Source organism: Tsukamurella sp. II2bb, from assembly GCF_057815145.1.
The window spans coordinates 1-24,515 of record NZ_JBYPZI010000006.1 but is presented as its reverse complement, the minus strand read 5'-3'; the positions used below and the strand labels follow the sequence as shown (position 1 = coordinate 24,515).

Below are 24,515 nucleotides of genomic sequence, written 5' to 3'. Positions count from 1 at the left end.
TGCGGGTGGTTGTCAGACGGTGAGGTCGGCGACGATGCGGGTCACGTCGCCCGACTTCATCGCCTCGAAGCCCTGGTTGACTTCGGCGAACGGGATGACCTTCGTGACCATCTCGTCGAGCAGAAGGCGGCCCTGCAGGTAGAGACGGGCGAACTCGGCGATGTCCTCCTGCGCCTGGCCGGAGCCCATGTAGGAGCCGATGAGCTTCTTCTCGCCGAAGAAGAAGTCCGCCGCGGGGATCTGCAGATCGGTGCCGTCGGGCGCGATACCCACGAGCACCGCGGTGCCGGTCGCGCGGAGCGAGGCGAAGGCGGTCTGCGCCGTGCGGGCCGAGCCGACCGCCTCGAAGGCGTAATCCACCCCGTCACCGAGGATCTCGCGGATCGCGGCGGGTACGTCGGAGGCGCCGTTCACGACGTGCGTCGCGCCGTAGACGCGGGAGGCCTCGAGACGCGCGTCATCGAGGTCGACGGCGATGATCGCAGACGCGCCGGCCATGCGGGCGCCCTGAATGATCGCGGATCCGACGCCGCCGCAGCCGATCACGGCCACCGTCGAACCGGGACGGATCTGCGCGCCGCGGAAGACGGCGCCCACTCCGGTGATGATGCAGCAGGAGAGCAGGCAGCCGACGTGCAGGCCGACCTCGTCGGGCATCTTCACCAGGGTGTTCTCGCGCATGAGGATGTGCTTGGAGAACGCGCCCACGCTGCCGAGGCGGTCCACGACCGTGCCGTCGGGAAGCGTGAAGGCGGGCCGCTGCCGCTCGCGCACCTGGCTCTGTCGCTGGCACTGCGTCGAATGCCCGGCGGCGCAGTTGCGGCACTTCCCGCACGACGGGGTCAGCGCGCCGACGACGCGATCGCCGGGCGCGAGGTCGGTCACCGCGGAGCCGACGGCTTCCACGACGCCGGCCACCTCGTGGCCGACGACGACGGGGAGGTCCGCGCCGACGGTGCCGGTCATGTAGTGCAGGTCGCTGTGGCACAGGCCGACATGGGTGACGGCGAGTCGTACCTCGTGGGGCTCGGGTTCGTCGACCTGGATGTCCGTGAGGACGAGCGGCTCGTTGATCGCGGTGAGTACTGCGGCTTGCGTGGTGATCATGGTGGGGTGTCCTTCGTCGGTGAGGGTGGTCAGCGCGTGGTCGTGGTGTCCGCGTTCGTGTTCTTGTTCGCCCAGAAGCCCTCCACACCGTCGGTGAAGGCGCCGGAGTCCCAGGCCTCCTGCGCGGCTTCGTCCTCGCGGGCGAAGGCCGCCTCGACGTCTTCCGGCCGCGGGCGCAGCAGGCGCAGGTGCAGGCCGGTGATCCGCGGGTCGGAGTTCCACGCCCGGGCGAGCGCGGCGGCGCGGTCGGTGAGCGATTCGGCGGGAACGATCTCGTCGAGCAACCCGATGCGCATCGCGTCGTCGGCGTCGATCCGCTGGGAGCCCAGCACGATCCGCATCGCGTGGTTCCGCACGAGCCTGGTCATGAGGAAGCTCGAGGCGTTGGAGATGATGATGCCGCGGTGGTTCTCGGGTTGGTAGTACTGGGTGTTCGGGGTCCCGATGCGGCCGTCGCAGCAGAGCGTGATCTCGGACGCGCCGCCCACTGCGATGCCGTTGACCGCGGCGATCACGGGCACCTTGGTCTCGAGGATCGCTCGGGTGATGTCGTGGAAGGTGGCGAAGGCCTCGCGGATCTCGGCGTAGGTGGTCGGGACGGCGGCGAGATCCTCTCCGGCGGAGAAGGCACGGCCGGTGCCCGTGAGCACGATGCCACGGACGAGGTCACCCGTGCCGAACCGCCGGATCTCCTGGGCGAGCAGCACCCGGGTGGGCACGTTCATCACGTTGAGCTTCTCGGGACGGTTCAGGGTGAGGACGGCGACGTCATTGTCGATGCGGACGTCCAGGTGGGTGTCGTTCATGGTCGTTCGCTCACTTCTCTGCGGCGACGGGGCGCGCCGGTTGCAGGTCGTAGGTGGTGCCGGGGTGCTCCGTGGCGCGCTTGACGAGGCTGGGCTTGGCGATCCGCTCCGACGGAGTCCGGGGGAAGTCCGCGACGAACTCGACGTAGCGGGGCACCTTGAATCGCGCCAGCTGGGCACGGGCGCCGGCGACGATGCGTTCCGCGGTGGCGCGGTCCGGCTCAAGACCGGGGGCGAGCTGGATGAAGGCCTTGACCTCCTCGCCGAACAGCTCGTCGGGCTCGGCGACGACGGCCGCGGCGACGACGGTCGCGTCGCGCTCCAGGGCCCGCTCGACCTCGCTGCTCGCGATGTTCTCGCCCCCGCGGCGCACCATGTCCTTGATGCGCCCGACGATCCGATAGGACCCGGCCTCGCGGATCGCGACGTCACCGGTGTGCAGCCACCCGTCGCGGATCGTCTCGGCGGTGGCATCGGGGCGGTTCCAGTAGCCCAGCATCATCGGCCGGCCGGAGGTGATCAGCTCGCCGGGCTCGCCGTCGGCCACGTCGGTGCCGTCGGGCGCGACGACGCGCACCGTCTTGCCCGGTACCGGGCGACCGAGCCGGCCGCTGCTCACGTCGGCGGTGTCCGACGGGAGACTGGCCAGGTCGGCGCCGGATTCGGTCATCCCGAAGATCTCGCGCCACGGTGCGCCCCAACGCTCCTCGAGCTGCGCATGCAGGCCGGCGGGAATCGCGGAGCAGAACACCAGGCGCAATGCGTTGTCCCGGTCCTCGCTCGTCGGCGGCTGCTTGAACAGCAGGGTGGGCATCGAGCCGAGGACGTAGCAGAACGTGGCGCCGTGCCGCCGCACGTCGGCCATGAAGCCCGACGCCGAGAACCGGGGCAGCACCACGAGGGGCGCGCCGATCGTCAAGGCCAGTGCGGTGTTCCACTGCGGGTCCATGTACGAGTACGGCTGCGAGGTGAGGATGACGTCCGTCTCGCCGAGGTCGCCGGCGTCGGCGCAGATGCGGCCGAGGCGGGTCCAGTAGTCGTGGGTCAACATGCAGGCCTTGGGGAACCCGGTGGTGCCGGAGGTGTACTGCAGGTTCGCGAGTGTCTCGGGGTCGACGGTGACCTCGGGTGCGTCCGTCGGGAACCGCGCCAGGCCGTCGGGCGTGCCGGCGTCGATCACGCGGACGTCGAGCGGATCCGTTCCGGCCGAGGCCACCTCGGCGACCAGGGGGGCATGCTCGTCATCAGTCACGATCAGCCGGGCGCCGGAGTCCTGCAGCACGAAATCGAGGTCGGCGTGCCGGTATGACGAGTTGACGGGGACCACGACGCCGCCGGCCTTGAGGATCGCGAGCCAGGCGATCGGCCAGGAGACGGTGTTGGGCAACATGATCGCAACGCGGTCGCCGGGGCGTACACCGTCGTCGGTGATCAGCCGGTGCGCGAGCCGCGAGGTCCAGTCGTCGACCTCTGCGAACGTCCACGTGCCGTCGGGGAAACGGAGGAACTCGCGGTGGCCCGCGTCTGTGGCTCGGAGCGCGAGGAGGTCGACGAGGGTGGGCTGGGCCATGGGATTCCTCTCGGTGGCGATGTGATCCTGGTCATAGACGGTAGCTGAACATGGTCAAACGATCAAGGCGATTGACATAGAAATGTTGCTACCTGCTGAACTGTGATCAGGCGTGCCGTATGTCCGAATGCGCTGGTATCGTTCGCGGTGACTTGATCAGGCGTCAGGATCGGACTCAGGAGGTACCAGGTGGCCCGGATATCCGCGGCGGAGCGTCGGCAGGAGTTGATCGATGCGGCCGTGCTCGTGATCGCCGAGAACGGTGTGGACGGCGCGACGACGCGACGGATCGCGGACCGCGCCGGAGCGCCCCTCGCGACGCTGCATTACTGTTTCGCGTCCAAAGAACTACTGTTCAGCGCCGTGTTCGAGCACATCGCCGGGCGGTACCGGGAGGTCCTTACGGAGAGCGACGTTCACGGTGACGTGGCGAACACTGCTCGCGGCCTCCTTCGCGGGCTCCTGCAGTGGTACGTGGACCACCCTGCGACTGCCGCCGCGATCTTCGAGCTGATCAGCTGGGCGCGGCGGCATGACGCCACGAAGGCGACCGGGATCTACGACGAGGCCCTCGGCACGGTTCGCGCGATCCTCCTCGCAGACGCCGCGGCGGCGGGGCAGGTCATTGATGCGGACGCTCTCGACCGTCTGGCGTATGTCGTCACGGTCATCTCAGACGGTTTCGGGATCAACTGGATGGTCTCCCGCACTGCGGGGGCGCACCCGGAGATCGACCTGACCATCGGCATGCTGGATGCGTGGCTCGCCGTGAATCTCCCCGGCGGGGAGAGTGCGCCTCCGGCCGACGTACAGCGGCGCCCGCGGCCGGAGGCGGCGGAGTCATCCGACGCGATCGCCGATCTCGTCTCGTGGGTGGACGTGGGCTGACGCCGCTCGCACGATCCATTCGAGCGCACCGTCGGAGGTCTGCATCCACTCGGGGTGCCACTGCACTCCGAGCACGTCGGCGCCTGGCAACTCGACCGATTCGACGACACCGTCGGACGTACGGCCCGTGACCACCAGGTCGCGCCCGCAGGTGGCGACGGCCTGATGATGCCACGAGTTGGTGCGTAACCGGTCGCCGAACACGGTGTGCGCCAGCGAGCCCGGCTCGAAGTCGACCACGTGTTCCGGGTCGCCGTCCGAGAGCGGCCCCGTCTCCATCAGGTGCCTGATGGGGCCGGGCGTCAGGTCCGGGACGAGCGTTCCACCGAGCGTGACGTTGAGGACCTGCAGACCTCGGCACACACCGAGTAGGGGCAGGCCGGCATCCAGCGCTGCGCGGACCATCGCGGTCTCGAAGGCGTCCCGATTCGCATCGTGGGCATTGGGGTCGGACTCGGGGTCGATGTCCTTGACCACGGATTCGTCGCCGCCCCAATAGCTCGGGTGGACGTCCTGGCCGCCCGTGATCACCACACCGGAGACCCACTCGCACAGATCCGCCGGGTCGGCGTCGTAGGGGAGCATCACCGGCACGCCGCCCGCCCGGGTGATGCGGGAGGCGAAGTCGGTGAAGAAGCTGTCGGTGAGCCGGTTCGCGTACCCGGGGTGTGCGCCCTCGATGAGCCCCATCCGGAACCGTCGGCCGGTGAGACCGATCAGTGGCTTGCGGCCCGCGCCGCTCGGCCTGCTCACGCGAACTCGAAGTATCGCTGGGACTCCCACTCGGAGAGTTCGGCGAAGGGGTCGCCGCCCGCAGTATGGAACTGCATCCACTCCCATCGTCGGGTGCCCACCCAGAAGTCGACGAACTCGTCGCCCAGGATCGAGCGGAGAACCGGATCTGCGTCGAGGGCGTCGGCCGCCTTGGACATGGTGTCGGGAACGCGCTCGACACCCAGTCCGGGCGGCATGCACCAGGCCATGGTAGTGACCTGCTCGGGCGGTTCGATCCGTCCCTCGAGACCGGCGATCACGCCGGCGAGGACGGTGGCGGTCGCGAGGTAGAGGTTCGCGTCGGCGCCCGGCAGCCGGTACTCGAGGCGGGAGTACGCGGGATGGCCGCAGACCGCGCGCACGGATGTCGTCTTGTTGCTGATGCCCCAGGAGATCGTGGTCGGCGGACCGCTGAGGTCGACGAGACGGCGGAACGAGGTGATCTGGGGGAGCACGATGGAGGTGGCGCCCGGCATCGTCGCCAGGAGCCCCCCGATCGCGTGGCGCATCGGCTCCGAGGGGCCATCCTCGGCGTAGAACGCGTTGACGTCGTCGCGCTGCAGCGAGAGGTTGATGTGCGAAGCCTGCCCGTAGCCGGCGGTCGGCTTGGCCATGAAGGTGACGGTGCGCCCCTGCTCGAAGGCGACCTCGCGCATGATCTGCCGGGCGCGGGCCCAGGCGTCGCACACCGAGATCGGGGATCCCGGGACGAGGTTCAGCTCAGCCTGACCGGCGGCGTCCTCATCGCTCCATGCCTCCCATTCGAGGCCGACCTCGTCGAGGCGGCGCTGCACGGCGGACATATAGTCGATCCAGTCGGCCGAACGCGCCAAATGGTATGCGGTGCCGGCAGTCCCGCCCAGCGGCGTGAGGTCGCGGTAGCCCTTGGCGCGGGCCTCATGGATCGACTCCTCGAAGAGGGTGGTCTCGATCTCGACCGCGATCGTCGCGCTGTAGCCCAGGCCGGCGAGCCGGTCGACCATCTTCTTGACCAGGTTGCGCGGACAGATCGACACGGGCTCACCGGACTTGAGCCAGTAGTCGCCGATCACCGACTCCATGTCCGGCTGCCACCGCACCTTGGTGTCCATGTCCGGGCGGAAGTAGACGTCGTCGAGGTGTCCGCGCCATTCAGGGAAGGCGTACCCGAAGTGAGGCGCGTTCCCGAGGTCGAGGCCGAACAGCAGGTCGGCGAAGGCGAAGCCGGACTCGACGCCCGAGGCGAACTTCTTCGGGGCGACGTTCTTGCCGAGGAAGCAGCCGTCGTGGTTCGTCGCCTCCAGTCGGTACGAGGTGGTCGCGGTATCGGAGGGAGTGAGCTGATCAGGCATCGAAACGGACCTTCCAGGAAGCGCCGACCATGACGGACAGCTGGGACATGGTGCCCTGCAGACCCAGGACACCGGAGGAGAGGACGGCGATGAAGTCGTCGGCACCGCTGAAGATGCCGGCGAGCGCGTCGGGTGTGCTGGCCATGAGGTACTGGGTCTCGCCTTCGCCGACCACGTGCTGCTCGATGTTGCCTGCATCGTCCGCCGCCACCGCGATCAGCACGTCGGGGATGCCGCGCAGGGGACGGGCGGCCGCCCAGAAGCTGTCCGCGGCCTCGCGCCAGTCCGGGAGCGGGGGATGGAGCGCATCGAGTATCGCCGCTGCCACGGACTGGTCGCCGGACGGCTCCTGCGTCGGGGAGAAGCGGCCGTTCAGATCGACGACGACCTCTGCCTCGGGAGCCGTGAAGACGCCGCTCGAGACGGTGATCGCGGAGCCGTCGACGGCGATGGTCGCGGCCTGGGGGGTGTCGTGCGAGTGGACCGCCGCGGACGCGCGGAGGCCTGCGAGACCATCCGCGGTCCCGGCGTCGATCGAGTCACGGAGAGTGCGCGCGATGAGCCGGACGATGGGGCTCGCGTCCTCCTCGACGCTGACGGCGAGGCCCGGCGGGTCGACGCGCGGTGTGGGCGCGATGGTTTCGGTCATATCCAGTCCCTCCGACTGTCCAACAGGCTGATCGATTGTCTAGGTCATACGACTATGAGCATGAGGTGTGGATCACATCTTGTCAATGGGCCGCGGCGAACCGAGCCGCTAAGTGATCCGGATGCGGGTCTCGGGAGTCCGGCAAACGGTGCAATGGGGCAAATGCTTTCCAAACCGGATCTAATGTCTATGTCGCGCGACCGTCTTGCCCTACGCTATGACCCGCATCACACTTCACAGCGGAAAGAGCTGCAATGACAGACATCAACCCCAGCCCAGGGCAAGTCCCCGCCGACCCGGCGGGCCCGCCTGCTCGCAAGGGCGTATTGATCGCGGTGGCCGCGCTCATGGTCACCCTGACGAACGCCATCATCTTCGTCATGCCCCCGCTCCTGCCGGTGATCGGTGCGCAGTTCTCGCTGGCCACCGTCGCTGAGTCGACGTGGCTGTACACGGCGCTGACCCTCGGCGGCGCGGCGGGCTACATCCTGCTGCCACGGCTCGCCGATCTGTACGGCGACCGCAACGCGTCCGTGGCCGCGTCCGGGTTCCTCGCGGTGGGCGCGCTGGTGCCGGCCCTCGGGAACTCGTACGTGACCATCCTGGTCGGGTGCATCTTGATGGGATTCGGCAGTGCTGCGCAGCTGCTTCCGTTGAGCTTCCTGCGTCGCAATCTGGGGGCGTCCGGCATTGCTGTCGGTGTCGCCGTGCTGGTGGTCACAACCGGCGTGGGCATCGTGGTCGGCATGGTCGGCGGTGGGATCATCGTCGAGGGCGTGTCGTTGCAGAGCTTCTTCGTGGTTCTCGCCGTGGTGTGCGCGATCTCCACCGTCGCCTGCTGGTTCGTCATTCCGCATCTGCCGCCCGCCGATCGTGACGGGCGTATCGGTGTCCTCGGTGCGGTCTGGATGATCGCCTGGGTCGCATCCATCCTGCTCGCCATGACGCAGGGGCTCGTGTGGGGCGCGGGGGCGTTGATTCCCTTGGTACTCGGCGTCGTCGGCGGCGTCCTATGGTTTCGGGTCGAGCGGAAGTCGACGTCGGCCGTGTTCGACGTCGCGCTGATGAAGGCGCCGACGGTGATCATGGCGTGCGTCTCGATCGCCCTCTTCGCGGCGATGAACGCCTGCTTCCTCATTCTGCTGACGACCTTCGCGCAGACGGTCCCGGGCGCGCTTGCCGGCGACGAGGCCTACGGCCTCGGGCTCAGTGCGGTGCAGACCGGCCTACTCATGCTGCCCTTCGCGGCGACCTTCCTCATCGGTGGCGTGTTGGTGGACCGCCCCGTCGCCGATGGTAAGGGCTTGCCCGTCCTGATCATCGGTGCGGTCATCACCGCCGCGGGCCTCGCGTGGCTCGCGGTGGCGCACCAGAGCCAGTGGCACTACCTCGTCGGAGCAGCCGTCGTCGGGCTCGGCTGCAGCATCGGTTACGCGGCCGGGTTCACGCTGGTCCAGCGGGCCGCACCCGAGTCCGAGGCCGGGATGGCCGCCGCTGTCGCCGGAACCTTCATGGCGGTGGGGTTCGCCCTCGGAACGGCCATGATCAGTGCCGACCTGGGGGCGCAGACGGTGACCGACATCGCGACGGGAGCCGAGGTGCCCGTGCCGGGCCTCTTCGGAGCCGGGTATTGGGCGGCGGCTGCGCTCGCCGTCGTCGTGATCGTGACGGTCCTGGCGTCCGACATGCGGTCGCGCCGACGGGTCGCGGCCTGACCTCGTGTCCGAAACACGCTACTGAGTAACAGGTTCCGGTCCGGCACGACGCTCTCCGCGCCTCTTCGTGGCAGGTGTGCACTGTGCACCGCCTCACGAAGAAGACGGAGCAGTGTGATGTTGATCATATGACCGACTGTGAGGCAATCTTGATCCACCATCAGACGGCGACATTCGAAAGGCCCCCACGATGAGCGCACCGACCACCGCCCAGACTCAGACCGACGACTTCGACATCGTCATCATCGGCGCCGGCATCTCCGGCATCGGCGCTGCGAAGTACATCACCGAGGCCTTCCCCGACAAGCGGGTGGCGATCCTCGAGGGACGCGCGAACATCGGCGGCACCTGGGACCTGTTCAAGTACCCCGGCATCCGTTCCGATAACGGCCTGCACACCTTCGGCTACGAGTTCAAGCCGTGGACGGACCCCGACGCCATCGCGGAGGCCCCGAAGATCGTGAACTACCTGCAGGAGACGATCGACGAGTTCGACCTGGCGCCCCTCCTACGCATGGAGCACGCCGTACAGCGCGCCTCCTGGTCGAGCGCCGACGCCCGCTGGACCCTCGACGTGAGCACACCTGAGGGCGACAAGCGCATCACCGCCAACTGGATCTTCGCCGGCACCGGCTACTACCGCTACGACGAGGGCTACACCCCGCACTTCGAGGGCCGCGAGGACTTCCGGGGCGACATCATCCACCCGCAGCACTGGCCCGAGGGCTACGACTACTCCGGCAAGAAGGTCGTGGTGATCGGCAGCGGCGCCACCGCCGTGACGCTGATCCCCTCGATGCTGAACCACGAGGGTGCCGCCGCCCACGTCACCATGCTGCAGCGCACGCCGACTTATGTGGTGCCGTGGCCCAAGGTCGACAGTTTCGCTCAGCTGCTGAGCCGGACGTTCGGCGAGAAGCGCGGCTACGCGATGACCCGGTTCACCAACATCACGACGGACCTCGCCCAGGTCAAGTTCATGCGCGCCTTCCCGAAGATCACCCGCAAGATCATCCGGCGTGTCAACGCCAAGTCCCTGCCGGAGGGCTACGACGTGGACACCCACTTCAATCCGTCCTACATCCCGTGGGATCAGCGCCTGTGCCTGTGCCCCGACGGTGACTTCTTCGAGGCCCTGAGCAACGGCGGCGCCTCCATCACGACTGACAGGATCGAGCGGTTCACCGAGACCGGGATCGCGCTCGAATCGGGCGAGCACCTCGATGCGGACCTCATCGTGACTGCCACCGGACTGAACATGCGCTTCCTCGGCGGCATCGACCTCGAGGTCGACGGCGCCCCCGTCGCGCTCCCGGACACGGTCGCCTACCGCGGCGCCCTCCTCTCGGGGATCCCCAACCTGGCCATCTCGATCGGTTACACCACGTCCGCGTGGACCCTGAAGGTCGGGATCCTCGCCCGTTACTTCTGCGACCTGGTTAAGCACATGGACGCCTTCGGCTACGACAGCGTTCGCGTCGTCGCCGACCCCGCGATGGAGCGCCGGCCGATCCTGGACTTGAGCTCGGGCTACGCCCAGCGGGCGAAGGACATCATCCCGAAGCAGGGCACGGGACTGTTCCAGCAGTCTATGTCCTTCCAGCAGGACGCCAAGATCCTGCGCGGACCGCTGCTCGACGACGCGCTGCAGTTCGGTTCCACCCGCGACGACGTGCGCGGTGCCGGGGCACAGGCCAAGGAGCGGGTCGATGCCTGAGGATCTGGACCGTTTCGCCGTGCTCCCCGGCGGCACGCGCGTCTGCTACCGGGTGGACGGCCCCGTCGACGGTGCGCCCGTCCTGCTCGTCGCCGGTCTCGCGGAGGACCTGACGACGTGGTCCGAACGCTTCGTCTCCGCTCTCACCGCCACTGGGTACCGGGTGTTCCGGATGGACAACCGGGACAGCGGCCGGTCGACCTACGCCACGACCCCGCCGCCGAGCACATTGCGCCAGCTGCTCGCCCGGCCCCGCAAGGACGCCTACACGCTCGCCGACATGGCGGCGGACACGGCGCAGCTGATCGAGCACCTGGGCGTCGGGCCCGTGCACCTGGTCGGACGGTCGATGGGCGGCATGATCGCCCAGACCGTCGCCGCCCGGTACCCGCACCTCGTCACGACCCTCACCTCGCTGTACTCCACCACGGGTGACACCACGGTGGGGCAGCCGGCACCGTCGACCTGGGCGCTGATGTCAGCCCCGCCTCCGAAGGACCGGGTGGGCGCCGTGCGCTCCCATCTGCGGATGACCGCACACCTTGCGGGCACCGCATACCCGATCGATGAGGCCGAGGAGGCCGCGCACGCCGTCACGACCTGGGAGCGCACCGCGGGCGACGCCGTCGCCGGCACCGCCCGCCAGCTCCAGGCCATCCAGGCCTCGGGCGACCGCACCGCGGAGATCGCCCGAATCACGGCGCCCACGCTGGTGATCAACGGCGACCGGGACCTCATCGTCGCGCCGTCCGGTGGTGACGCCACCGCGGCCGCGATCGCCGATGCCCGGCACGTCGTCATCCGCGGAATGGGACACCACCTGCCGGACGCGCTCGCGCTCCGGATCGCCGACCTCGTCGTCGGTCACCTCGATCGGGCGGTAGCGCGATGACGACCACCGAGGCACCGTCGACCGGTGCAGGATTGGAGCGGACGCTCGGGGTCCCGCAGATCGTCTTCATGGTCGTGGCCGTGGCGGCGCCGCTGACGGTGTTCGCCGGGCTGATCCCGCTCATGCTCGGCACCGGCAACGGCATCGGAACTCCCGTCGACTTCCTCATCGTCGGTGCGGTGCTGCTGCTGTTCACCGTCGGCTACTCGGCGATGACGCCCGAGGTCCGCAGCGCGGGGGCCTTCTACTCCTACGTCCAGCGCGGCCTCGGCACCACCGCGGGGCTCGGCGCCGCGGCGCTGGCACTGGTCACGTACTCGGTCCTGATCATCGCGGTCACCGCGTACCTGGGTGCCGCGGCGGCCGCCGTGGTCGAGAACTTCTCCGGTGCCGCAGTGCCGTGGTGGGTGTTCTCCGCGGCGGGGCTGGTGCTGATCGGTGTGCTCGGCTACCGCAACGTCGAGGTCAGCGCTCGGGTGCTGGGCGTGCTGCTCGTCGCCGAGATCGGCATCGTCGTCGTGGTCGACGCCGCGATCGTGCTGCACGGCGGTGCCGACGGCCTGTCGGCGCAGCCACTCTCCTGGAGCGCCTTCACGAGTGGCGCCGTCGGCACCGGGATCATGTTCGCCGTCTTCGGTTTCGTCGGCTTCGAGGCGACGGCGGTGTTCCGGTTGGAGGCCAAGGATCCCGACCGCACGATCCCGAGGGCGACCTACATCGCAGTGCTCGTCATCGCGGTCGTCTACGCGCTCTCGTCGTGGGCCATGATCATCGGCCTGGGCGTCGATCACGCGTCCGAGCTCGCCGCCGCGGACCCCGAGGGCCTCGCGCCCGGGCTCGCGACGCGCTACATCTCGAGCGTCGCCCACGACGTGGTGCAGGTGTTGCTGGTCACCAGCTTCTTCGCCTGCATCCTCACCGCCCACAACGTGGTCTCGCGCTACCTGTTCGCCCTGGGGCGGCAGGAGGCGGTGTCGAGCCGGCTCGGTGCAGTGCATCCGGTGCACCGGTCGCCGCACGCCGCGTCGGTGCTGACCTCCGTGGTGATCGGGACGCTCGTCGCGCTCACCGTGGTCGTCGGGCTGCACCCCGTCACCGAGGTCTACGCCTGGTTCGGCGGCGCCGGGACCCTCGGCCTGGTCGCGCTGCTCACCCTGACCTCCGCCGCGGTCGTCGTGCACTTCCTCCGGCAGCGCACCGCGAGCCTGTGGCGCGGCACCGTCGCGCCGGCCTTCGCGCTGGTCGCGCTCGGGGCGATCCTCGTCCTCGTCGTGAGCAACTTCGAGCTGCTCGTCGGCTCGCGAGCGCTGGCGAACGTCTTCCTCGGCGTGATCGGCGCGTCGTTCGTCGCGGGCCTCGTCTGGGCCGTGGCGCTGCGCCGCCGCCGGCCCGACGCGTACGCCGCCTTCGAATGACACCCAGTCCGTGAAGTCCCGTGAACAAGGAATCCCTATGAACACCACCACACTTCCCGCTCCCGAATCCGCGGCGCAGGTCCGGATCGCGATCGACGACGATGCCACGCCCATCGTCCGGCTGATCGGCCGCACGCTCCGCGACGCGGACCGGTTGGGCCACGCCCCCGACGTCCTCGGGCGCGCGTCCGGCACCGTCGCCGTCTGCTCGCACGCCACCCCGCAGGCCGCCACCGTCACCTTCTCCGGCGGTGCCGTGACCGTCACGGGCGGCGTCTTCGCCCCGACCGACGCGACGGTGGTCGTCGACCTCGACAACCGCCTCGCGCGGAGGGGATCCGACGGTGACCCCGAGCTCGCGGACGCGGCGCTCCGAGCCCTGCAGGTGCCGCTACCCGAGTGGCGCGAGGCTGCCGCCCGGTTCTGGGAGATCACCCGCGGCGTCCCCGGCGTGCCGGACGTGCTCGTCGCCGTGGCGGCGGGACCCGACGGCCGGGAGGAGGCCCGGTTCGGATCGGGCGCCTCGATCTACCGCATCGTCGGTACCCCCGACGCGCTCGCCGGCGTCTTCACCGGCACCGATTTCCTCCTGACCGCCCTGGAGCGCGGCCTGCGCGTCCAGGGGAGCATGGCGCAGCTCTCGACCATGACCGCCGCATCCTGGAAGGCCCGTTACGATGTCTGATCCCACTCCCGCCACCACGCGCACCGGCCGGCCGGTCAAGGCGTACCGCGTCGAGGCCACCAACCACGACGGCAGCTTCATGGGCAAGAACGTCACCCCCGCGAAGTTCGACTCCGGCGTCACGTCCGGCTTCGCCTTCGCCGACGTCCTCTTCGCCATCGACATGGGCACCGACATCGTCTTCGGCGATCCCTACCCCGAGTGGCGGGGCAACCTCTACGACATCTCGCTGCAGCCCGACATGGACACGCTGGTGGAGTGGAAGCCCGGCGTGCAGTCCGTGATCGGCGACTTCTGGCTCCGGGACGGCAGTCCCAACCCGATCTGCCCGCGCAACCTCATGCGCAAGCAGATCGACCGCCTCGCGGAGCTGGGCTACACCGCCACCGTCGCGGTGGAGATCGAGACCACCCTGTTCGAGGAGTCCATCCAGGACGCCCGGGCCCGCGGCTACCGCGATCTCACGCCGCTCGGCGGGGAGACCGGCGCCACCTACAACCTCGCCCGGTCGTCGGACTGGATCGAGTACATGGAGGCCGTGACGGACCGGCTCGACGAGCTCGGGATCGTCTGGGAGGCATGGACGGACGAGGCGGCGCCGGGCCAGACCGAGCTGAACATCGCGCCCACCGACCCGCTGAAGGTCGCCGACTCGTGGGTGCGCACCAAGCAGGTCATGCGCGAGATCGCCTGCGAGAAGGGGCGATCGGTCACCTTCATGGCCAAGCCGACTGCCGGTTTCGGACAGGGCGCGCACCTGAACGTCTCGCTGCAGCGAGACGGCGTCAATCAGTTCTACGCGCCGGACGGTCCGTCCGAGCTCATGCTCAACGCCGTCGGCGGGCTGATGGCGACGATGGCGGGCAACACGCTCCTCGCACTGCCGCAGATCACCTCCTACCGTCGCCTGGTCGACGTCTCCGGGCCGCCCACCACCCATCACCTGGGGCGTGAACAACAAGACCGCGGCCCTGCGCGCCATCGCGGGCCACCCCAAGTACTCCCGGCTGGAGTACCGGGTACCCGGCTCAGACGTCAACCCCTACTACGCGCTCGCCGGCCTGCTCGCCGGCATCGTGGCGGGGATCGAGAAGAAGCTGCAGGCGCCGCCGCAGGTCGACGACATGGCCTGGTGTCTGCCCGACGACTGCGGCGTCGAGCGGATCCCGGATTCGATGACCAAGGCGATCGCGGCGCTCGACGCGGACCCGCTGCTGCGCGAGTACCTCGGTGACGAGTTCGTCGACTTCTGGACCGCGTCGCGCCGCTGGGAGTGGATGCAGTTCCACACCACCGGCGGGGACCCCTACGTGGATCTCTCGGAGTGGGAGTCCCGCCGGTACTTCGAGTTCGCCTGAGCCGCCGCTCACGTCGGCATCGTCAGTCGCGCAACTGCACCAGCATGAGCGCGGCCACGATGGAGGTGGCATTGTCCGCCAGCGGCACGGGGAGCAGTTGACCGGCCCGGGTGAGTCGCCGTTCGACGGTGTTGCGATGCGTGTACAGCCGCTCCGCCGCGGCTGAGGCGTTGAACCGCTCCTGCACGTAGGTGAGGACGGTCTCCCGGAGCGCGGCATCGGCGGCGGCGAAATCACCGAGCGTGTCGGTCACGAATTTGTCCGCCTGCGTCATGTCGGCCGTGAGTACCGAGACCAGCGCCACGTCCTCGTAGCGCACGATCGACCGGGTGGAGCCGACCCGGGCGAGCACGCGCTGCGCAGCGGTGGCGTCGAGGTGGGTCCGGCGGAATCCCTCGATGTCGCGACCGGGCCGACCGAAGGCCACCCGGATGCCGGGCCTGTCGGCGAGCGCGGTTCGCACCGCCTCCGCCGCCGGTACCGTCTCCGCCGGCATCCAGACCCACAGCGCGGAGGCACTCGCGTTGAGCGTGAGGCGCCGCGCCGCGCCGCAGACGCGCATGACCGTCTCAGCGGCGGCATCGAGTTCTGCTGCCGTGTCGAGTGAGTCGCTCCAGAGGATCGCTGCGACATGGCTGCCGGTCAACGGGTACCCGAGTTGCGCCTCGGCACGTGCGCGACCGATGGGCGCTCCCTCCAGGAGGAGTTGGGCGGTCGCGTGGCGTTCGGCGCTCGCGCCGCGGGCGAGTTCGGCGCGCTCCTGTTCGACGTAGGCGTCGAGAGCCGCGATCGAATCATCGATGAACGTCGACATCGACCGCTCGGACACCTTCATGAGCTCACGGAGCTCGTCGAGGTCGTCGGTGACGGCGAAGCACTGGTCGACCCACGCGGCCCAGGCGCCGTACTGCGCGCCCCGCCACGACCCCAGGTCGTGCATGTCGAGGCCGCGCCGGACCACGTCGCGCGCGAACTGGAGGATATCCGGGGCCAGGTTCGGCGGCACCCGCGCGCCGGGCGCCTGGACGTTGGACATCAGCCAATGCAGCATGTTGGCCCGGTTCATCCGGCGGTCGGCGGCGGCCAGCTGAGGATCCTCGATCAGGGCTCGGTAGTCCGCCGACTGCTGCGCGACCACCGTGAGCTCGTCGACGGCCGCATCGGTGGAGAGCAGAAGGTGTTCCGCGACCTCCCGGATCAGGGCAGCGGTACGCCCGTCCACACGCGGCCACGACGATTCCACCGTCGGACTATAGCGCCGTGGACGGATCGCACTGCAGCGAATCACCCGTGCTCAGCCGGCCGGCGTCCCGCGCCGACTGAGCAAGAACGGTCAAGCGGCGGCCGACCCGGGCGGTCGATACTGGACCCATGTCCGAACCCGCCGATCCGCTGCGCCGACTCCTCGAGGCCGTCCTCGCCGACCCGCACGACAACCTCGACGCCATGGCCGCGGGCGCGCACAGTTCGCTGCATCACTTCGCCCGGCAGGTGCGCGCCGGAGCGGGCGAATCGCCCGTCGCGCTGCGCCGCCGCGTCCTGCTCGAGCGCGCCGCCTGGCAGTTGCAGCGCGGCTCGACGGTGACCGACGCGGCCTTCGCGGCGGGATACGAATCCGTCGAGGGTTTCATCCGGGCGTTCGCCCGCGCGTACGGGCATTCGCCCTCGCAACTTCCCGCCACCGTCGGGCACTGGTTGCCGTCACCGAACGGCCTGCACTTCCATTCCCCGACGGTGCTGTACGTCGAGGACGGGCACGAGGTGTCGACGGGGGACGTGCTTGCGCTGCAGGTGCAGCACGACGCGGCCGACATCGGTGCCCTGCTCGGGGCCGCGGCGGGGCTGCCGGGCGCGGAGTACCGGAAGGTCCGGCTGCCCGGGTCGCGGCCGCGGCACTGGGAGGGCCCCGACGAATCCCTCGCGCAGGTGCTGTGGCACCTCGTGCACAGCGCCGAGCCGTGGCTCGCGACGGTCGCCGGGGACCCGGAGCCCCGGCGCGACCCCGACGACGCTCCCGATGTTCTTCGCGCGCACCACGAACGGATCTCCCCGCGCTGGCTGGGGATGATCCGCGACATCGAGCGGCGCGGCGCGTGGGGAGACCGGGTGATCGACGCGCTGTGCGATCCGCCCGAGTCCTTCCTGCTCTCGCAGATCGTGGCGCACGAGCTGACCTTCTCGGCGCACCGTCGACTGCTGGCGCGCTGGATGCTGGCCGACGCCGGCGTCGCCGTCGACACCCCCGAACTCGACCCCGATCCCATCATCTGGCACCGACGCATCACCGGAGGACTCGCATGACCGCCTACTCGTACTACACCGCGTCCACCCTCGACGGCTTCCTGGCCGACGAGAACGACAGCCTGGACTGGCTGCTCAGCCAGCCGATCGACGACGGCGGGCCGATGAACATCGAGGAGTACATGAAGACGGTCGGCGCGATCGTCATGGGCTACACCACCTACCAGTGGGTGGTCGATCGGGTCCAGGCCGGCGACGAGCCCTGGTACTACGCCGACTACCCGGTGTTCGTGTTCACCCACCGGGAACTGGCGCCCATCCACCCCGGTGTGCGGTTCGTCGCGGGCGAGCCGGCCGCGCGACGGGACGAGCTGGAAGCCGCGGCGGGGGAGAAGGGGGTGTGGGTCGTGGGCGGTGGCGACCTCGCCGCGCAGTTCGCGGAGGCGGGCATGCTCGACGAGCTGGTCATCAGCTATGCGCCGGCCACCGTGGGCGAGGGGCGGCCCCTGTTCCCGCGGGCCTTCGACTTCGAGCTGGTGGAGTGGGCGCGGAACAAGGCCTTCCTCTGCGGTCGCTACCGGGTGGTCGGGGCACGCGCCTGAGCGCAGCCTAGGATTGCAGGCATGTCTGCCATCTCCCGGGACGAGGTCGCCCATCTGGCGCGCCTGTCGCGCCTCGCCGTCACCGACGAAGAGCTCGACGTCTTCGCCACGCAGCTCGATTCGATCCTCGAGCACGTCAAGGTGGTGACCGAGATCGGCTCCGATGGTGCCGACGCGGACGTCGCGCCGCTCACCCTGCCGGTGGGCAACATCAACGTCAGCCGCGCCGACGTGCCCGTCGCCGGCCTCACGCCGGAGCAGGCGCTCTCGGGCGCCCCGAACCGCGAGGGCGACCGCTTCGCCGTGCCGCGCATCCTGGGGGAGGAGTGACGATGACGGAGTCCTCGGGCCTGCGGGCCGCGAACGAGATCACCGGCGCCACCGCCGCCGACCTGGCCGCGAAGATCGCCTCCGGCGAGCTGAGCTCCGTCGAGGTCACCCAGGCCCACCTGGACCGGATCGCCGAGGTCGACGGTGACCTCGGCGCCTTCCTGCACGTCGGCGCCGACGCCGCCCTCGCGGCGGCGCGGACCGTGGACGAGGCCCGGGCCCGCGGCGAGCAGCCCGCCTCCGCCCTGGCCGGTGTGCCGCTGGCGCTCAAGGACGTCTTCACCACGACGGACGCGCCGACCACCTGCGGCTCGAAGATCCTCGAGGGCTGGACCGCCCCGTACGACGCGACCGTCACCGCGAAGCTGCGCGCCGCCGGCATCCCGATCCTGGGCAAGACCAACATGGACGAGTTCGCCATGGGCTCGTCGACGGAGAACTCGGCGTACGGCGTGACCCGCAACCCGTGGGCCGCGGACCGCACCCCCGGCGGCTCCGGCGGCGGCAGCGCGGCGGCGCTGGCCTCCTACGAGGCGCCGCTCGCGATCGGCACCGACACCGGCGGCTCCATCCGCCAGCCCGCGTCGCTGACCGCCACCGTCGGTGTGCGCCCGACCTACGGCGCCGTCTCGCGCTACGGGTTGGTCGCCTGCGCGTCGTCGCTGGACCAGGGCGGCCCGTGCGCGCGCACCGTCCTCGACACCGCACTGCTGCACGAGGTGATCGCCGGGCACGACCCGCGCGACTCCACCTCCCTCGACGCGCCGGTGCCCGGCGTGGTGGCCGCCGCGCGGGCGGGCGCTTCGGGCGACCTGAAGGGCGTCCGGGTGGGTCTGGTGAAGGAGTTCGGCGCCGAGGGCACCGCGCCGGGCGTGCAGGCGTCGTATCTGAAGGCCGTGCAGCAGCTGCGCGACCTCGGCGCCGAGACCGTCGAGGTGTCGCTGCCGACGCTGCAGTACTCCCTGGCCGCGTACTACCTGATCCTCCCGTCGGAGGTCTCCTCGAACCTCGCCCGGTTCGACGCCATGCGCTACGGCCTGCGCACCGGCGACGACGGCACGCACTCCGCGGAGGAGGTCATGGCGCTGACCCGCGAGGCCGGCTTCGGCCCGGAGGTCAAGCGGCGCATCATGATCGGCACCTACGCGCTCAGCTCCGGCTATTACGACGCCTACTACGGCAGCGCGCAGAAGGTCCGGACGCTGCTCGCGGAGGACTTCGCCCGCGCCTACGAGAGCGTGGACGTGATCGTCTCGCCGACCACCCCCACCACCGCGTTCAAGCTGGGGGAGAAGGTCGGCGATCCGCTGGCGATGTACCTGTTCGACCTGTTCACGTTGCCGACGAACCTCGCCGGTCACTGCGGCATGTCGGTGCCCTCGGGCCTGTCGGGCGACGACGGCCTGCCCGTCGGCCTGCAGATCCTGGCGCCCGCGCAGGCGGACGACCGGCTCTACCGCGTCGGCGCCGCCTACGAGGCCGCCCGCGGCCCCGTCGCCTAACCCTGTTAAGTCAGCGGGGAGCGAGATCGGCGACCAGCGCGGAGCCCTGGCGCTCGTCGTACCGGTGCCCCAGGCCGGGCGGTGGTGCGGTCGCGCCCAGCAGGTCGACGGTGGCCTGCACGAACGAGAGCACGGGGAGCCACGGCGGTCGCGGGGTGGCGCGTCTGGTCGCGGTGGCGGCCCGCTGCGGCGGTGCGATCAGCAGCCGCGGCGACCAGATTCCCACCGGGTCGGAGGAGTTGAGCTGCGCGGGCCCCGCGACCGCGACCCCGGCGGGCGTGCCCACCTGCAGCGTCGCCGCGAGGGGCGCGCCCAGTTCCGCCGCCCGGCGCTGGGCGGCGAGCACCCCGACCGTCCCCAGGCTCTGCCCGTAGACGCGCAGCGGAGTCGACGGTGCCCGCCGGTGCAACTCGTCGATCAGCGCCGCCGTGCTCGCAGCGGCCGCGTCGCGGTGCAGCACGAAGGACTGCCAGCTCGGCATCTCGGTGTACTGCACCGCGACGATCGCGCTGTCGCCGCGCACCGCCTCCTCGACGCCGCGGACGAAATGCGGGTCCACCCAGCCGGATCCCGTCGGCACCGCGATCACGACGGCCCGGCGAGCGAGCCCGCCGGCGGCGACGAGGCGGTCCACCGCGACGGTTGCCCGCCGAGCGGGGGAGGCACCATCGGACAGAGAGGCGTACGCGCGGACGCCCGGCGTCCGCGCCTCGATGTCGGCGAAACGCTGTGCGTAGGAGGAGGATTCCTCGGGCGGACGTGCCGTCGCCGGCCACGCGATACCCGCCGCGGCCGTGATCGCCACCACCGCGGCTACGGCCGCCCGCAGTTCCACCGACCATAGTGCGGCCACCACGAACGGCGCCGCCCCGACCACAGCCGCGAGCACAGCGAAACCGAGCGGTCCGACCGGGCCGACGTCCGCGGCCGCGCGCACGTGGTTCTGCCACAGCAGCCAGCCCACGAGGGCAGCGGAACCCGGATACAGCGCTGCGCGGTATCCGCCCCCGGACGTCTCTGCGACGGCCGCCGTGAGTGCGGTCGGCTTCCCACGAATAGCGCAGGAAACCGACCGCACTGACGGCCGCCTCGTGCTGCGGCGGGTGAGCAGCTCGGCGGTCAGCGCCCCGATGGCACCGAGCACCAGGCACACCACGACCTGCACGGCGACCGTACGCGGCAACTGGTTCGGGAACAGCGCGCATGCCACCCCGACCGCGTAGCCGGTGAGCACCCCGTTGCGGGGGCGCGGCAGCGCGGTCACAGCCGGCCTCCGCCCGTGATCCAGCTGGTCACGATCTCGGTGGCCGACTCCGCCCGGGGCGGGCCGTCGTGCTGGCGCCAGGTGTTCGCGCGCACCGCGAGCACCGTCAGGCCGGCGACCTCTGTGCAGTGCCGGCGCTGCGCGAGGGGCCGTGCGGCGCAGGCGGCGGCGAGCCGGTCGGCGAAGGCGTCGTCGATCCTCCGGCGCGCCCACCCGCCCAGCGGGTGCCCGGCGGCGTCGGCGTGCCGGAGCAGGTCGTAGCCGAGATCGTGTGCCTTGCACGGCGCGTCGAAGTCGGCGGGCAGGTGCACCACCGACGAGCAGTCGCCGTGCGGTGAGAGGGCGTAGCCGGGACCCACGGCGGCCGCGTAGCTCAGCGTGCCCCGCACGGCGCGTACCTGCGCGGCGGGATCGGTGGCGGGATCGGTGATCGCGCGGACGGCGGCGGCGGACGCTCCGTCCTCGCGGACGGTGGTGTCGCCCACGGCGGCGGGGAGGGAGATCCCGAACGACAGGGGAACGGCGAGGACGGCTGCGGCGGCGAGCATGCGGCGGTTCATGACGGCGACGCTAGGAACGCCGGGCCGGTGCCCGGATCGGCTGCGCGAGGGGTTCGATATCACCCGGAAGTATGAGGACGGCGAGCGTTCGGTGCCCCTAGCGTTGCCTTCCATGAGGACCACGAAGAGGATCGAGCGGCTCGGGCGGGCGACGGTGCGCGCCGGCCGCTACCTGGACCGGCAGAGCGCGCTGCACATCGAGGCCCCCGACGGTGCGCTGCATGCCACACCGCTCGGGATCTTCCTGTCCCGGAAGATCAATTGGCTGTTCCTGCTCGTCGCGCTCATCATGTGGGCGGTCGCCTGGCCCACCTTGAACGAGCAGTTCGTGGTGCCCGCGGCGCTGTTGCCGATCATCAGCGGGCTCTCGGTGCTACCGATCGCGATCGCCTGGGTGCACCCGCGGGCGGCCTGGGGGATCGTCGCCGGCACGGCGGCGGTCTTCCCACTGCTGCCCTTCGACGCGAAGCAGGACTGGCCGTGGAACTGGCAGGTCTCGCTCATCATCGCGATGCTGATCACCAGCTGGATCGCCTTCGTCAGGTGCGCGCCCCTCGATGCGATCGCCATCGCCGCCGCATCGTCCGTGCTGTTCTTCATGAACGCGGAGGACGGCACCGGCGGCGGCTGGGTGGCCGGGATCATGGTCTCGCTCGTGATCATCCTGCTGGTGCGTCTCGCGCTGCAGTCCCGCACCCGGCTCGAGGAGCAGACCGAGGTCAGCGAGCTCGAGCGCGGTCGCCGCGCCATTCTCGAGGAGCGCACGCGCATCGCCCGCGACCTGCACGACATCGTCGCGCACCGGATGTCGCTCGTGGTGGTCCAGGCGCAGACCGCGCAGTACCGCGTGCCCGACCTCTCCGAGCGCGCCCGCGCCGAGTTCGACGGGATCGCCGTCTCCGCCCGCGAGGCGCTCAACGAGGTCCGCGCGCTGCTCGGCGTGCTCCGCCTCGACGACGCCTCCGCCGAACTCGCCCCCGCGCCCGGCCTCGGCGGGGTCGACGAGCTGATCGACGGCGCCCGGGCCGCGGGGGTCACCGTCGACTACCTTCCCCTGCCCGACCCGGCGGCGATCGGCGAGAGCACTGCCCTCGTCGCCTACCGGATCGTGCAGGAGTCCATCGCGAACGCGACCCGGCACGCGCAGGGCGCGGCGATCACCGTCGCCCTGACCCTCGATGCGGGCACGCTCAACCTCACCGTCGAGAACGGGCCGCGCACGTCCGACGCCGACCTCGGCGGCCCCGGCCTCGGCCAGGGCATCCCCGGCATGGCCGAGCGGGCACGCACCGTCGGCGGCTCGCTGTCCGCGACGCCGACGCCCGGAGGGGGATTCGCCGTCCGCGCCGCCCTCCCCGCGCGGCCTGACGGGGCCTAGGCTGACGAGGGTGTCCATCACCGTCTTCATCGCCGACGATCAGGCCATGGTCCGGCAGGGCTTCGGTGCCCTGTTGGGCGCGCAACCGGACATCTCCGTGATCGGGGACGCTCCGGACGGGAAGACCGCCGTCGCCGAGGTCGCGCGGCTGCTGCCCGACGTGGTGCTCATGGACGTGCGCATGCCCGAGATGAACGGCCTTCAGGCCGCCGCCGAGATCCTGCGCCGGCACGACGGCGTGCGGGTGCTCATGCTCACCACCTTCGACATCGACGACTACGTGTACGAGGCGCTGCGGGTCGGCGCGTCCGGCTTCATGCTCAAGGACGCGCCGGCGGAGGAGCTCGTCCGCGCTGTCCGCGTCGTCCACGAGGGGCAGTCCCTGCTCGCGCCGTCGGTCACCCGGCGGATGATCGCCGAGGTCACCGCGGCCCGGGCGCACCGTCGGACCCCGCCACCCGAGCTCGCGACGCTCACGCCGCGCGAACGCGAGGTGCTCGAGGCCGTCGCCGCGGGGCGGTCCAACGCCGAGATCGCCGCGGCGCTTTTCGTCTCCGACCAGACCGTGAAGACGCACGTCAGCAAGGTCCTGCAGAAGCTCGGGCTCCGGGACCGGGCCCAGGCAGTCGTCTACGCCTATGAGAACGGGGTCGTCGTGCCCGGCTGACCTCCTCGTGAGATGTCGGGACAGGCTCGGGCGACACCGGCAAGATGGGCCGCATGAGTCTGCGAATCGGCATCCTGACCGGTGGTGGTGACTGCCCGGGTTTGAACGCGGTGATCCGGGCGGTGGTCCGCACAAGCGATTCCCGCTACGGGTCAGCGGTGGTCGGCTTCCAAGACGGCTGGCGCGGACTACTCGAAGACCGCAGGGTGCAACTGTCCAACGACGACCGCAACGACCGCCTCCTGACCAAAGGCGGCACCATGCTCGGCACCGCCCGCACCCACCCCGACATCCTGCGCGCCGGCCTCGACCGGATCACACAAACCCTCGACGACAACGGCATCGACGTCCTCATCCCCATCGGCGGCGAAGGCACCCTCACCGCCGCCTCCTGGCTCGCCGACGAAGGCGTCCCCGTCGTCGGCGTCCCCAAAACCATCGACAACGACATCGACTGCACCGACGTCACCTTCGGCTTCGACACCGCCCTGACCATCGCCACCGACGCCATCGACCGCCTCCACTCCACCGCCGAATCCCACCAACGCGTCATGCTCGTCGAAGTCATGGGCCGCCACGCCGGCTGGATCGCCCTCAACGCCGGCCTCGCCTCCGGCGCCCACATGGTCCTCATCCCCGAAGTCCCCTTCGACGTCGAAGAAGTCTGCTCCCTCATCAAACGCCGCTTCCAACGCGGCCACTCCAGCTTCATCTGCGTCGTCGCCGAAGGCGCCAAACCCGCCGAAGGCACCATGGAACTGCGCCTCGGCGGCACCGACGAATTCGGCCACGAACGCTTCACCGGCGTCGCCCACCAACTCGGCGTCGAAATCGAAAAACGCATCAACAAAGAAGTCCGCACCACCGTCCTCGGCCACGTCCAACGCGGCGGCACCCCCACCCCCGCCGACCGCGTCCTCGCCACCCGCTACGGCGTCAACGCCGCCGACGCCGCCCACGCCGGCAAAACCGGCAACATGGTCTCCCTCCGCGGCACCCAAATCGGCCTCGTCCCCCTCGCCGACGCCGTCAAACAACTCAAACGCGTCCCCCGCGAACGCTAC

Annotated in this window: 23 protein-coding genes and 1 pseudogene; 15 read left to right on the top strand and 9 right to left on the bottom strand. The window is 70.3% G+C overall.

Annotated features, from left to right (window positions below):
- Positions 1-12: 12 nt before the first annotated feature.
- Genes AC21LY_RS14345 through AC21LY_RS14335 form a run of 3 tightly spaced genes read right to left on the bottom strand, consistent with a single transcriptional unit; the run spans position 13 to position 3,483 of the window.
- Positions 13-1,107, bottom strand: coding sequence for a Zn-dependent alcohol dehydrogenase (locus tag AC21LY_RS14345; RefSeq protein ID WP_489047183.1), 1,095 nt, complete (start codon positions 1,105-1,107; stop codon positions 13-15).
- 29 nt (positions 1,108-1,136) lie between these two features.
- Complete coding sequence (locus tag AC21LY_RS14340) at positions 1,137-1,913, bottom strand: enoyl-CoA hydratase/isomerase family protein (RefSeq protein ID WP_489047182.1); 777 nt, start codon at positions 1,911-1,913, stop codon at positions 1,137-1,139.
- A 10-nt stretch (positions 1,914-1,923) separates the two neighbouring features.
- On the bottom strand, positions 1,924-3,483 hold the full coding sequence (locus AC21LY_RS14335; protein WP_489047181.1) for an AMP-binding protein: 1,560 nt from the start codon (positions 3,481-3,483) through the stop codon (positions 1,924-1,926).
- A 189-nt stretch (positions 3,484-3,672) separates the two neighbouring features.
- Here AC21LY_RS14335 and AC21LY_RS14330 point away from each other — a divergent pair, with 189 nt between their 5' ends.
- Complete coding sequence (locus tag AC21LY_RS14330; protein WP_489047180.1) at positions 3,673-4,371, top strand: TetR/AcrR family transcriptional regulator; 699 nt, start codon at positions 3,673-3,675, stop codon at positions 4,369-4,371.
- Here the strand turns inward: AC21LY_RS14330 and AC21LY_RS14325 are convergent.
- Genes AC21LY_RS14325 through AC21LY_RS14315 form a run of 3 tightly spaced genes read right to left on the bottom strand, consistent with a single transcriptional unit; the run spans position 4,324 to position 7,125 of the window.
- Positions 4,324-5,061, bottom strand: a complete 738-nt coding sequence (locus tag AC21LY_RS14325; RefSeq protein WP_489047519.1) for a gamma-glutamyl-gamma-aminobutyrate hydrolase family protein — start codon at positions 5,059-5,061, stop codon at positions 4,324-4,326. The two genes, AC21LY_RS14330 and AC21LY_RS14325, sit on opposite strands and share 48 nt — an antisense overlap.
- Positions 5,062-5,120: 59 nt before the next feature.
- The gene (locus AC21LY_RS14320; protein ID WP_489047179.1) at positions 5,121-6,476 is read right to left on the bottom strand and encodes a glutamine synthetase family protein; all 1,356 of its coding nucleotides are present in this window, start codon (positions 6,474-6,476) and stop codon (positions 5,121-5,123) included.
- The gene (locus AC21LY_RS14315) at positions 6,469-7,125 is read right to left on the bottom strand and encodes a hypothetical protein (RefSeq protein WP_489047178.1); all 657 of its coding nucleotides are present in this window, start codon (positions 7,123-7,125) and stop codon (positions 6,469-6,471) included. Before AC21LY_RS14315 ends, AC21LY_RS14320 begins: the two co-directional genes overlap by 8 nt.
- A gap of 254 nt (positions 7,126-7,379) precedes the next feature.
- On the opposite strand from AC21LY_RS14315, the gene AC21LY_RS14310 reads away from it, so the two are divergent.
- The 7 genes and pseudogenes from AC21LY_RS14310 to AC21LY_RS14280 all read left to right on the top strand — a co-directional run bounded on the left by AC21LY_RS14310 (position 7,380) and on the right by AC21LY_RS14280 (position 14,907).
- Positions 7,380-8,840 carry an MFS transporter gene (locus AC21LY_RS14310; RefSeq protein ID WP_489047177.1) on the top strand — a complete coding sequence of 487 codons (1,461 nt, stop codon included), beginning with the start codon at positions 7,380-7,382 and terminating at the stop codon, positions 8,838-8,840.
- 190 nt (positions 8,841-9,030) lie between these two features.
- The gene (locus tag AC21LY_RS14305) at positions 9,031-10,557 is read left to right on the top strand and encodes a flavin-containing monooxygenase (protein ID WP_489047176.1); all 1,527 of its coding nucleotides are present in this window, start codon (positions 9,031-9,033) and stop codon (positions 10,555-10,557) included.
- Positions 10,550-11,449 (top strand): alpha/beta fold hydrolase, encoded by a 900-nt coding sequence (locus tag AC21LY_RS14300; protein ID WP_489047175.1) that lies wholly within the window; start codon positions 10,550-10,552, stop codon positions 11,447-11,449. The genes AC21LY_RS14305 and AC21LY_RS14300 overlap by 8 nt, the downstream gene beginning before the upstream one ends.
- Positions 11,446-12,864, top strand: coding sequence for an APC family permease (locus AC21LY_RS14295; RefSeq protein ID WP_489047174.1), 1,419 nt, complete (start codon positions 11,446-11,448; stop codon positions 12,862-12,864). Before AC21LY_RS14300 ends, AC21LY_RS14295 begins: the two co-directional genes overlap by 4 nt.
- Positions 12,865-12,901: 37 nt before the next feature.
- Positions 12,902-13,549 carry a hypothetical protein gene (locus AC21LY_RS14290; protein WP_489047173.1) on the top strand — a complete coding sequence of 216 codons (648 nt, stop codon included), beginning with the start codon at positions 12,902-12,904 and terminating at the stop codon, positions 13,547-13,549.
- A pseudogene (locus AC21LY_RS14285) lies at positions 13,542-14,438 on the top strand (type I glutamate--ammonia ligase); the annotation flags it as partial. The gene AC21LY_RS14290 and the pseudogene AC21LY_RS14285, both read left to right, overlap by 8 nt.
- Before the next feature lie 61 nt (positions 14,439-14,499).
- Positions 14,500-14,907 carry a hypothetical protein gene (locus AC21LY_RS14280; RefSeq protein ID WP_489047172.1) on the top strand — a complete coding sequence of 136 codons (408 nt, stop codon included), beginning with the start codon at positions 14,500-14,502 and terminating at the stop codon, positions 14,905-14,907.
- 22 nt (positions 14,908-14,929) lie between these two features.
- Here the strand turns inward: AC21LY_RS14280 and AC21LY_RS14275 are convergent, their stop codons facing one another.
- Positions 14,930-16,150 (bottom strand): PucR family transcriptional regulator, encoded by a 1,221-nt coding sequence (locus AC21LY_RS14275; protein ID WP_489047171.1) that lies wholly within the window; start codon positions 16,148-16,150, stop codon positions 14,930-14,932.
- Positions 16,151-16,278: 128 nt separating this feature from the next.
- Between AC21LY_RS14275 and AC21LY_RS14270 the strand changes: the two genes are divergently transcribed.
- Genes AC21LY_RS14270 through gatA form a run of 4 tightly spaced genes read left to right on the top strand, consistent with a single transcriptional unit; the run spans position 16,279 to position 19,582 of the window.
- Complete coding sequence (locus AC21LY_RS14270) at positions 16,279-17,208, top strand: helix-turn-helix domain-containing protein (RefSeq protein ID WP_489047170.1); 930 nt, start codon at positions 16,279-16,281, stop codon at positions 17,206-17,208.
- Positions 17,205-17,750, top strand: coding sequence for a dihydrofolate reductase family protein (locus AC21LY_RS14265; RefSeq protein ID WP_489047169.1), 546 nt, complete (start codon positions 17,205-17,207; stop codon positions 17,748-17,750). Before AC21LY_RS14270 ends, AC21LY_RS14265 begins: the two co-directional genes overlap by 4 nt.
- Positions 17,751-17,771: 21 nt before the next feature.
- Complete coding sequence (gatC, locus tag AC21LY_RS14260; protein WP_489047168.1) at positions 17,772-18,080, top strand: Asp-tRNA(Asn)/Glu-tRNA(Gln) amidotransferase subunit GatC; 309 nt, start codon at positions 17,772-17,774, stop codon at positions 18,078-18,080.
- Positions 18,081-18,082: 2 nt separating this feature from the next.
- Entirely contained in the window at positions 18,083-19,582 is a 1,500-nt protein-coding gene (gene gatA / locus AC21LY_RS14255) for an Asp-tRNA(Asn)/Glu-tRNA(Gln) amidotransferase subunit GatA (protein ID WP_489047167.1), read from the top strand.
- A gap of 10 nt (positions 19,583-19,592) precedes the next feature.
- On the opposite strand, the gene AC21LY_RS14250 is transcribed toward gatA, so the two are convergent.
- Positions 19,593-20,846 (bottom strand): alpha/beta-hydrolase family protein, encoded by a 1,254-nt coding sequence (locus AC21LY_RS14250; protein ID WP_489047166.1) that lies wholly within the window; start codon positions 20,844-20,846, stop codon positions 19,593-19,595.
- Positions 20,843-21,406 carry a hypothetical protein gene (locus AC21LY_RS14245; protein ID WP_489047165.1) on the bottom strand — a complete coding sequence of 188 codons (564 nt, stop codon included), beginning with the start codon at positions 21,404-21,406 and terminating at the stop codon, positions 20,843-20,845. Before AC21LY_RS14245 ends, AC21LY_RS14250 begins: the two co-directional genes overlap by 4 nt.
- A 112-nt stretch (positions 21,407-21,518) precedes the next feature.
- Here AC21LY_RS14245 and AC21LY_RS14240 point away from each other — a divergent pair, with 112 nt between their 5' ends.
- The 3 genes from AC21LY_RS14240 to AC21LY_RS14230 form a co-directional block, all read left to right on the top strand.
- The gene (locus tag AC21LY_RS14240) at positions 21,519-22,784 is read left to right on the top strand and encodes a sensor histidine kinase (protein WP_489047164.1); all 1,266 of its coding nucleotides are present in this window, start codon (positions 21,519-21,521) and stop codon (positions 22,782-22,784) included.
- 10 nt (positions 22,785-22,794) lie between these two features.
- Complete coding sequence (locus AC21LY_RS14235; RefSeq protein ID WP_489047163.1) at positions 22,795-23,451, top strand: response regulator; 657 nt, start codon at positions 22,795-22,797, stop codon at positions 23,449-23,451.
- Between the two features lie 59 nt (positions 23,452-23,510).
- Positions 23,511-24,515, top strand: a 1,005-nt coding sequence (locus AC21LY_RS14230) for an ATP-dependent 6-phosphofructokinase (RefSeq protein ID WP_489047518.1), incomplete at its 3' end; no start/stop codon positions are given.

Bases quoted from the DNA above. Each gene is read 5' to 3' on its own strand.
- AC21LY_RS14345 (WP_489047183.1), bottom strand. From the start codon at position 1,107: ATGATCACCACGCAAGCCGCAGTACTCACCGCGATCAACGAGCCGCTC.
- AC21LY_RS14340 (WP_489047182.1), bottom strand. From the start codon at position 1,913: ATGAACGACACCCACCTGGACGTCCGCATCGACAATGACGTCGCCGTC.
- AC21LY_RS14335 (WP_489047181.1), bottom strand. From the start codon at position 3,483: ATGGCCCAGCCCACCCTCGTCGACCTCCTCGCGCTCCGAGCCACAGAC.
- AC21LY_RS14325 (WP_489047519.1), bottom strand. From the start codon at position 5,061: ATGGGGCTCATCGAGGGCGCACACCCCGGGTACGCGAACCGGCTCACC.
- AC21LY_RS14320 (WP_489047179.1), bottom strand. From the start codon at position 6,476: ATGCCTGATCAGCTCACTCCCTCCGATACCGCGACCACCTCGTACCGA.
- AC21LY_RS14315 (WP_489047178.1), bottom strand. From the start codon at position 7,125: ATGACCGAAACCATCGCGCCCACACCGCGCGTCGACCCGCCGGGCCTC.
- AC21LY_RS14310 (WP_489047177.1), top strand. From the start codon at position 7,380: ATGACAGACATCAACCCCAGCCCAGGGCAAGTCCCCGCCGACCCGGCG.
- AC21LY_RS14305 (WP_489047176.1), top strand. From the start codon at position 9,031: ATGAGCGCACCGACCACCGCCCAGACTCAGACCGACGACTTCGACATC.
- AC21LY_RS14300 (WP_489047175.1), top strand. From the start codon at position 10,550: ATGCCTGAGGATCTGGACCGTTTCGCCGTGCTCCCCGGCGGCACGCGC.
- AC21LY_RS14295 (WP_489047174.1), top strand. From the start codon at position 11,446: ATGACGACCACCGAGGCACCGTCGACCGGTGCAGGATTGGAGCGGACG.
- AC21LY_RS14290 (WP_489047173.1), top strand. From the start codon at position 12,902: ATGAACACCACCACACTTCCCGCTCCCGAATCCGCGGCGCAGGTCCGG.
- AC21LY_RS14270 (WP_489047170.1), top strand. From the start codon at position 16,279: ATGTCCGAACCCGCCGATCCGCTGCGCCGACTCCTCGAGGCCGTCCTC.
- AC21LY_RS14265 (WP_489047169.1), top strand. From the start codon at position 17,205: ATGACCGCCTACTCGTACTACACCGCGTCCACCCTCGACGGCTTCCTG.
- gatC (WP_489047168.1), top strand. From the start codon at position 17,772: ATGTCTGCCATCTCCCGGGACGAGGTCGCCCATCTGGCGCGCCTGTCG.
- gatA (WP_489047167.1), top strand. From the start codon at position 18,083: ATGACGGAGTCCTCGGGCCTGCGGGCCGCGAACGAGATCACCGGCGCC.
- AC21LY_RS14245 (WP_489047165.1), bottom strand. From the start codon at position 21,406: ATGAACCGCCGCATGCTCGCCGCCGCAGCCGTCCTCGCCGTTCCCCTG.
- AC21LY_RS14240 (WP_489047164.1), top strand. From the start codon at position 21,519: ATGAGGACCACGAAGAGGATCGAGCGGCTCGGGCGGGCGACGGTGCGC.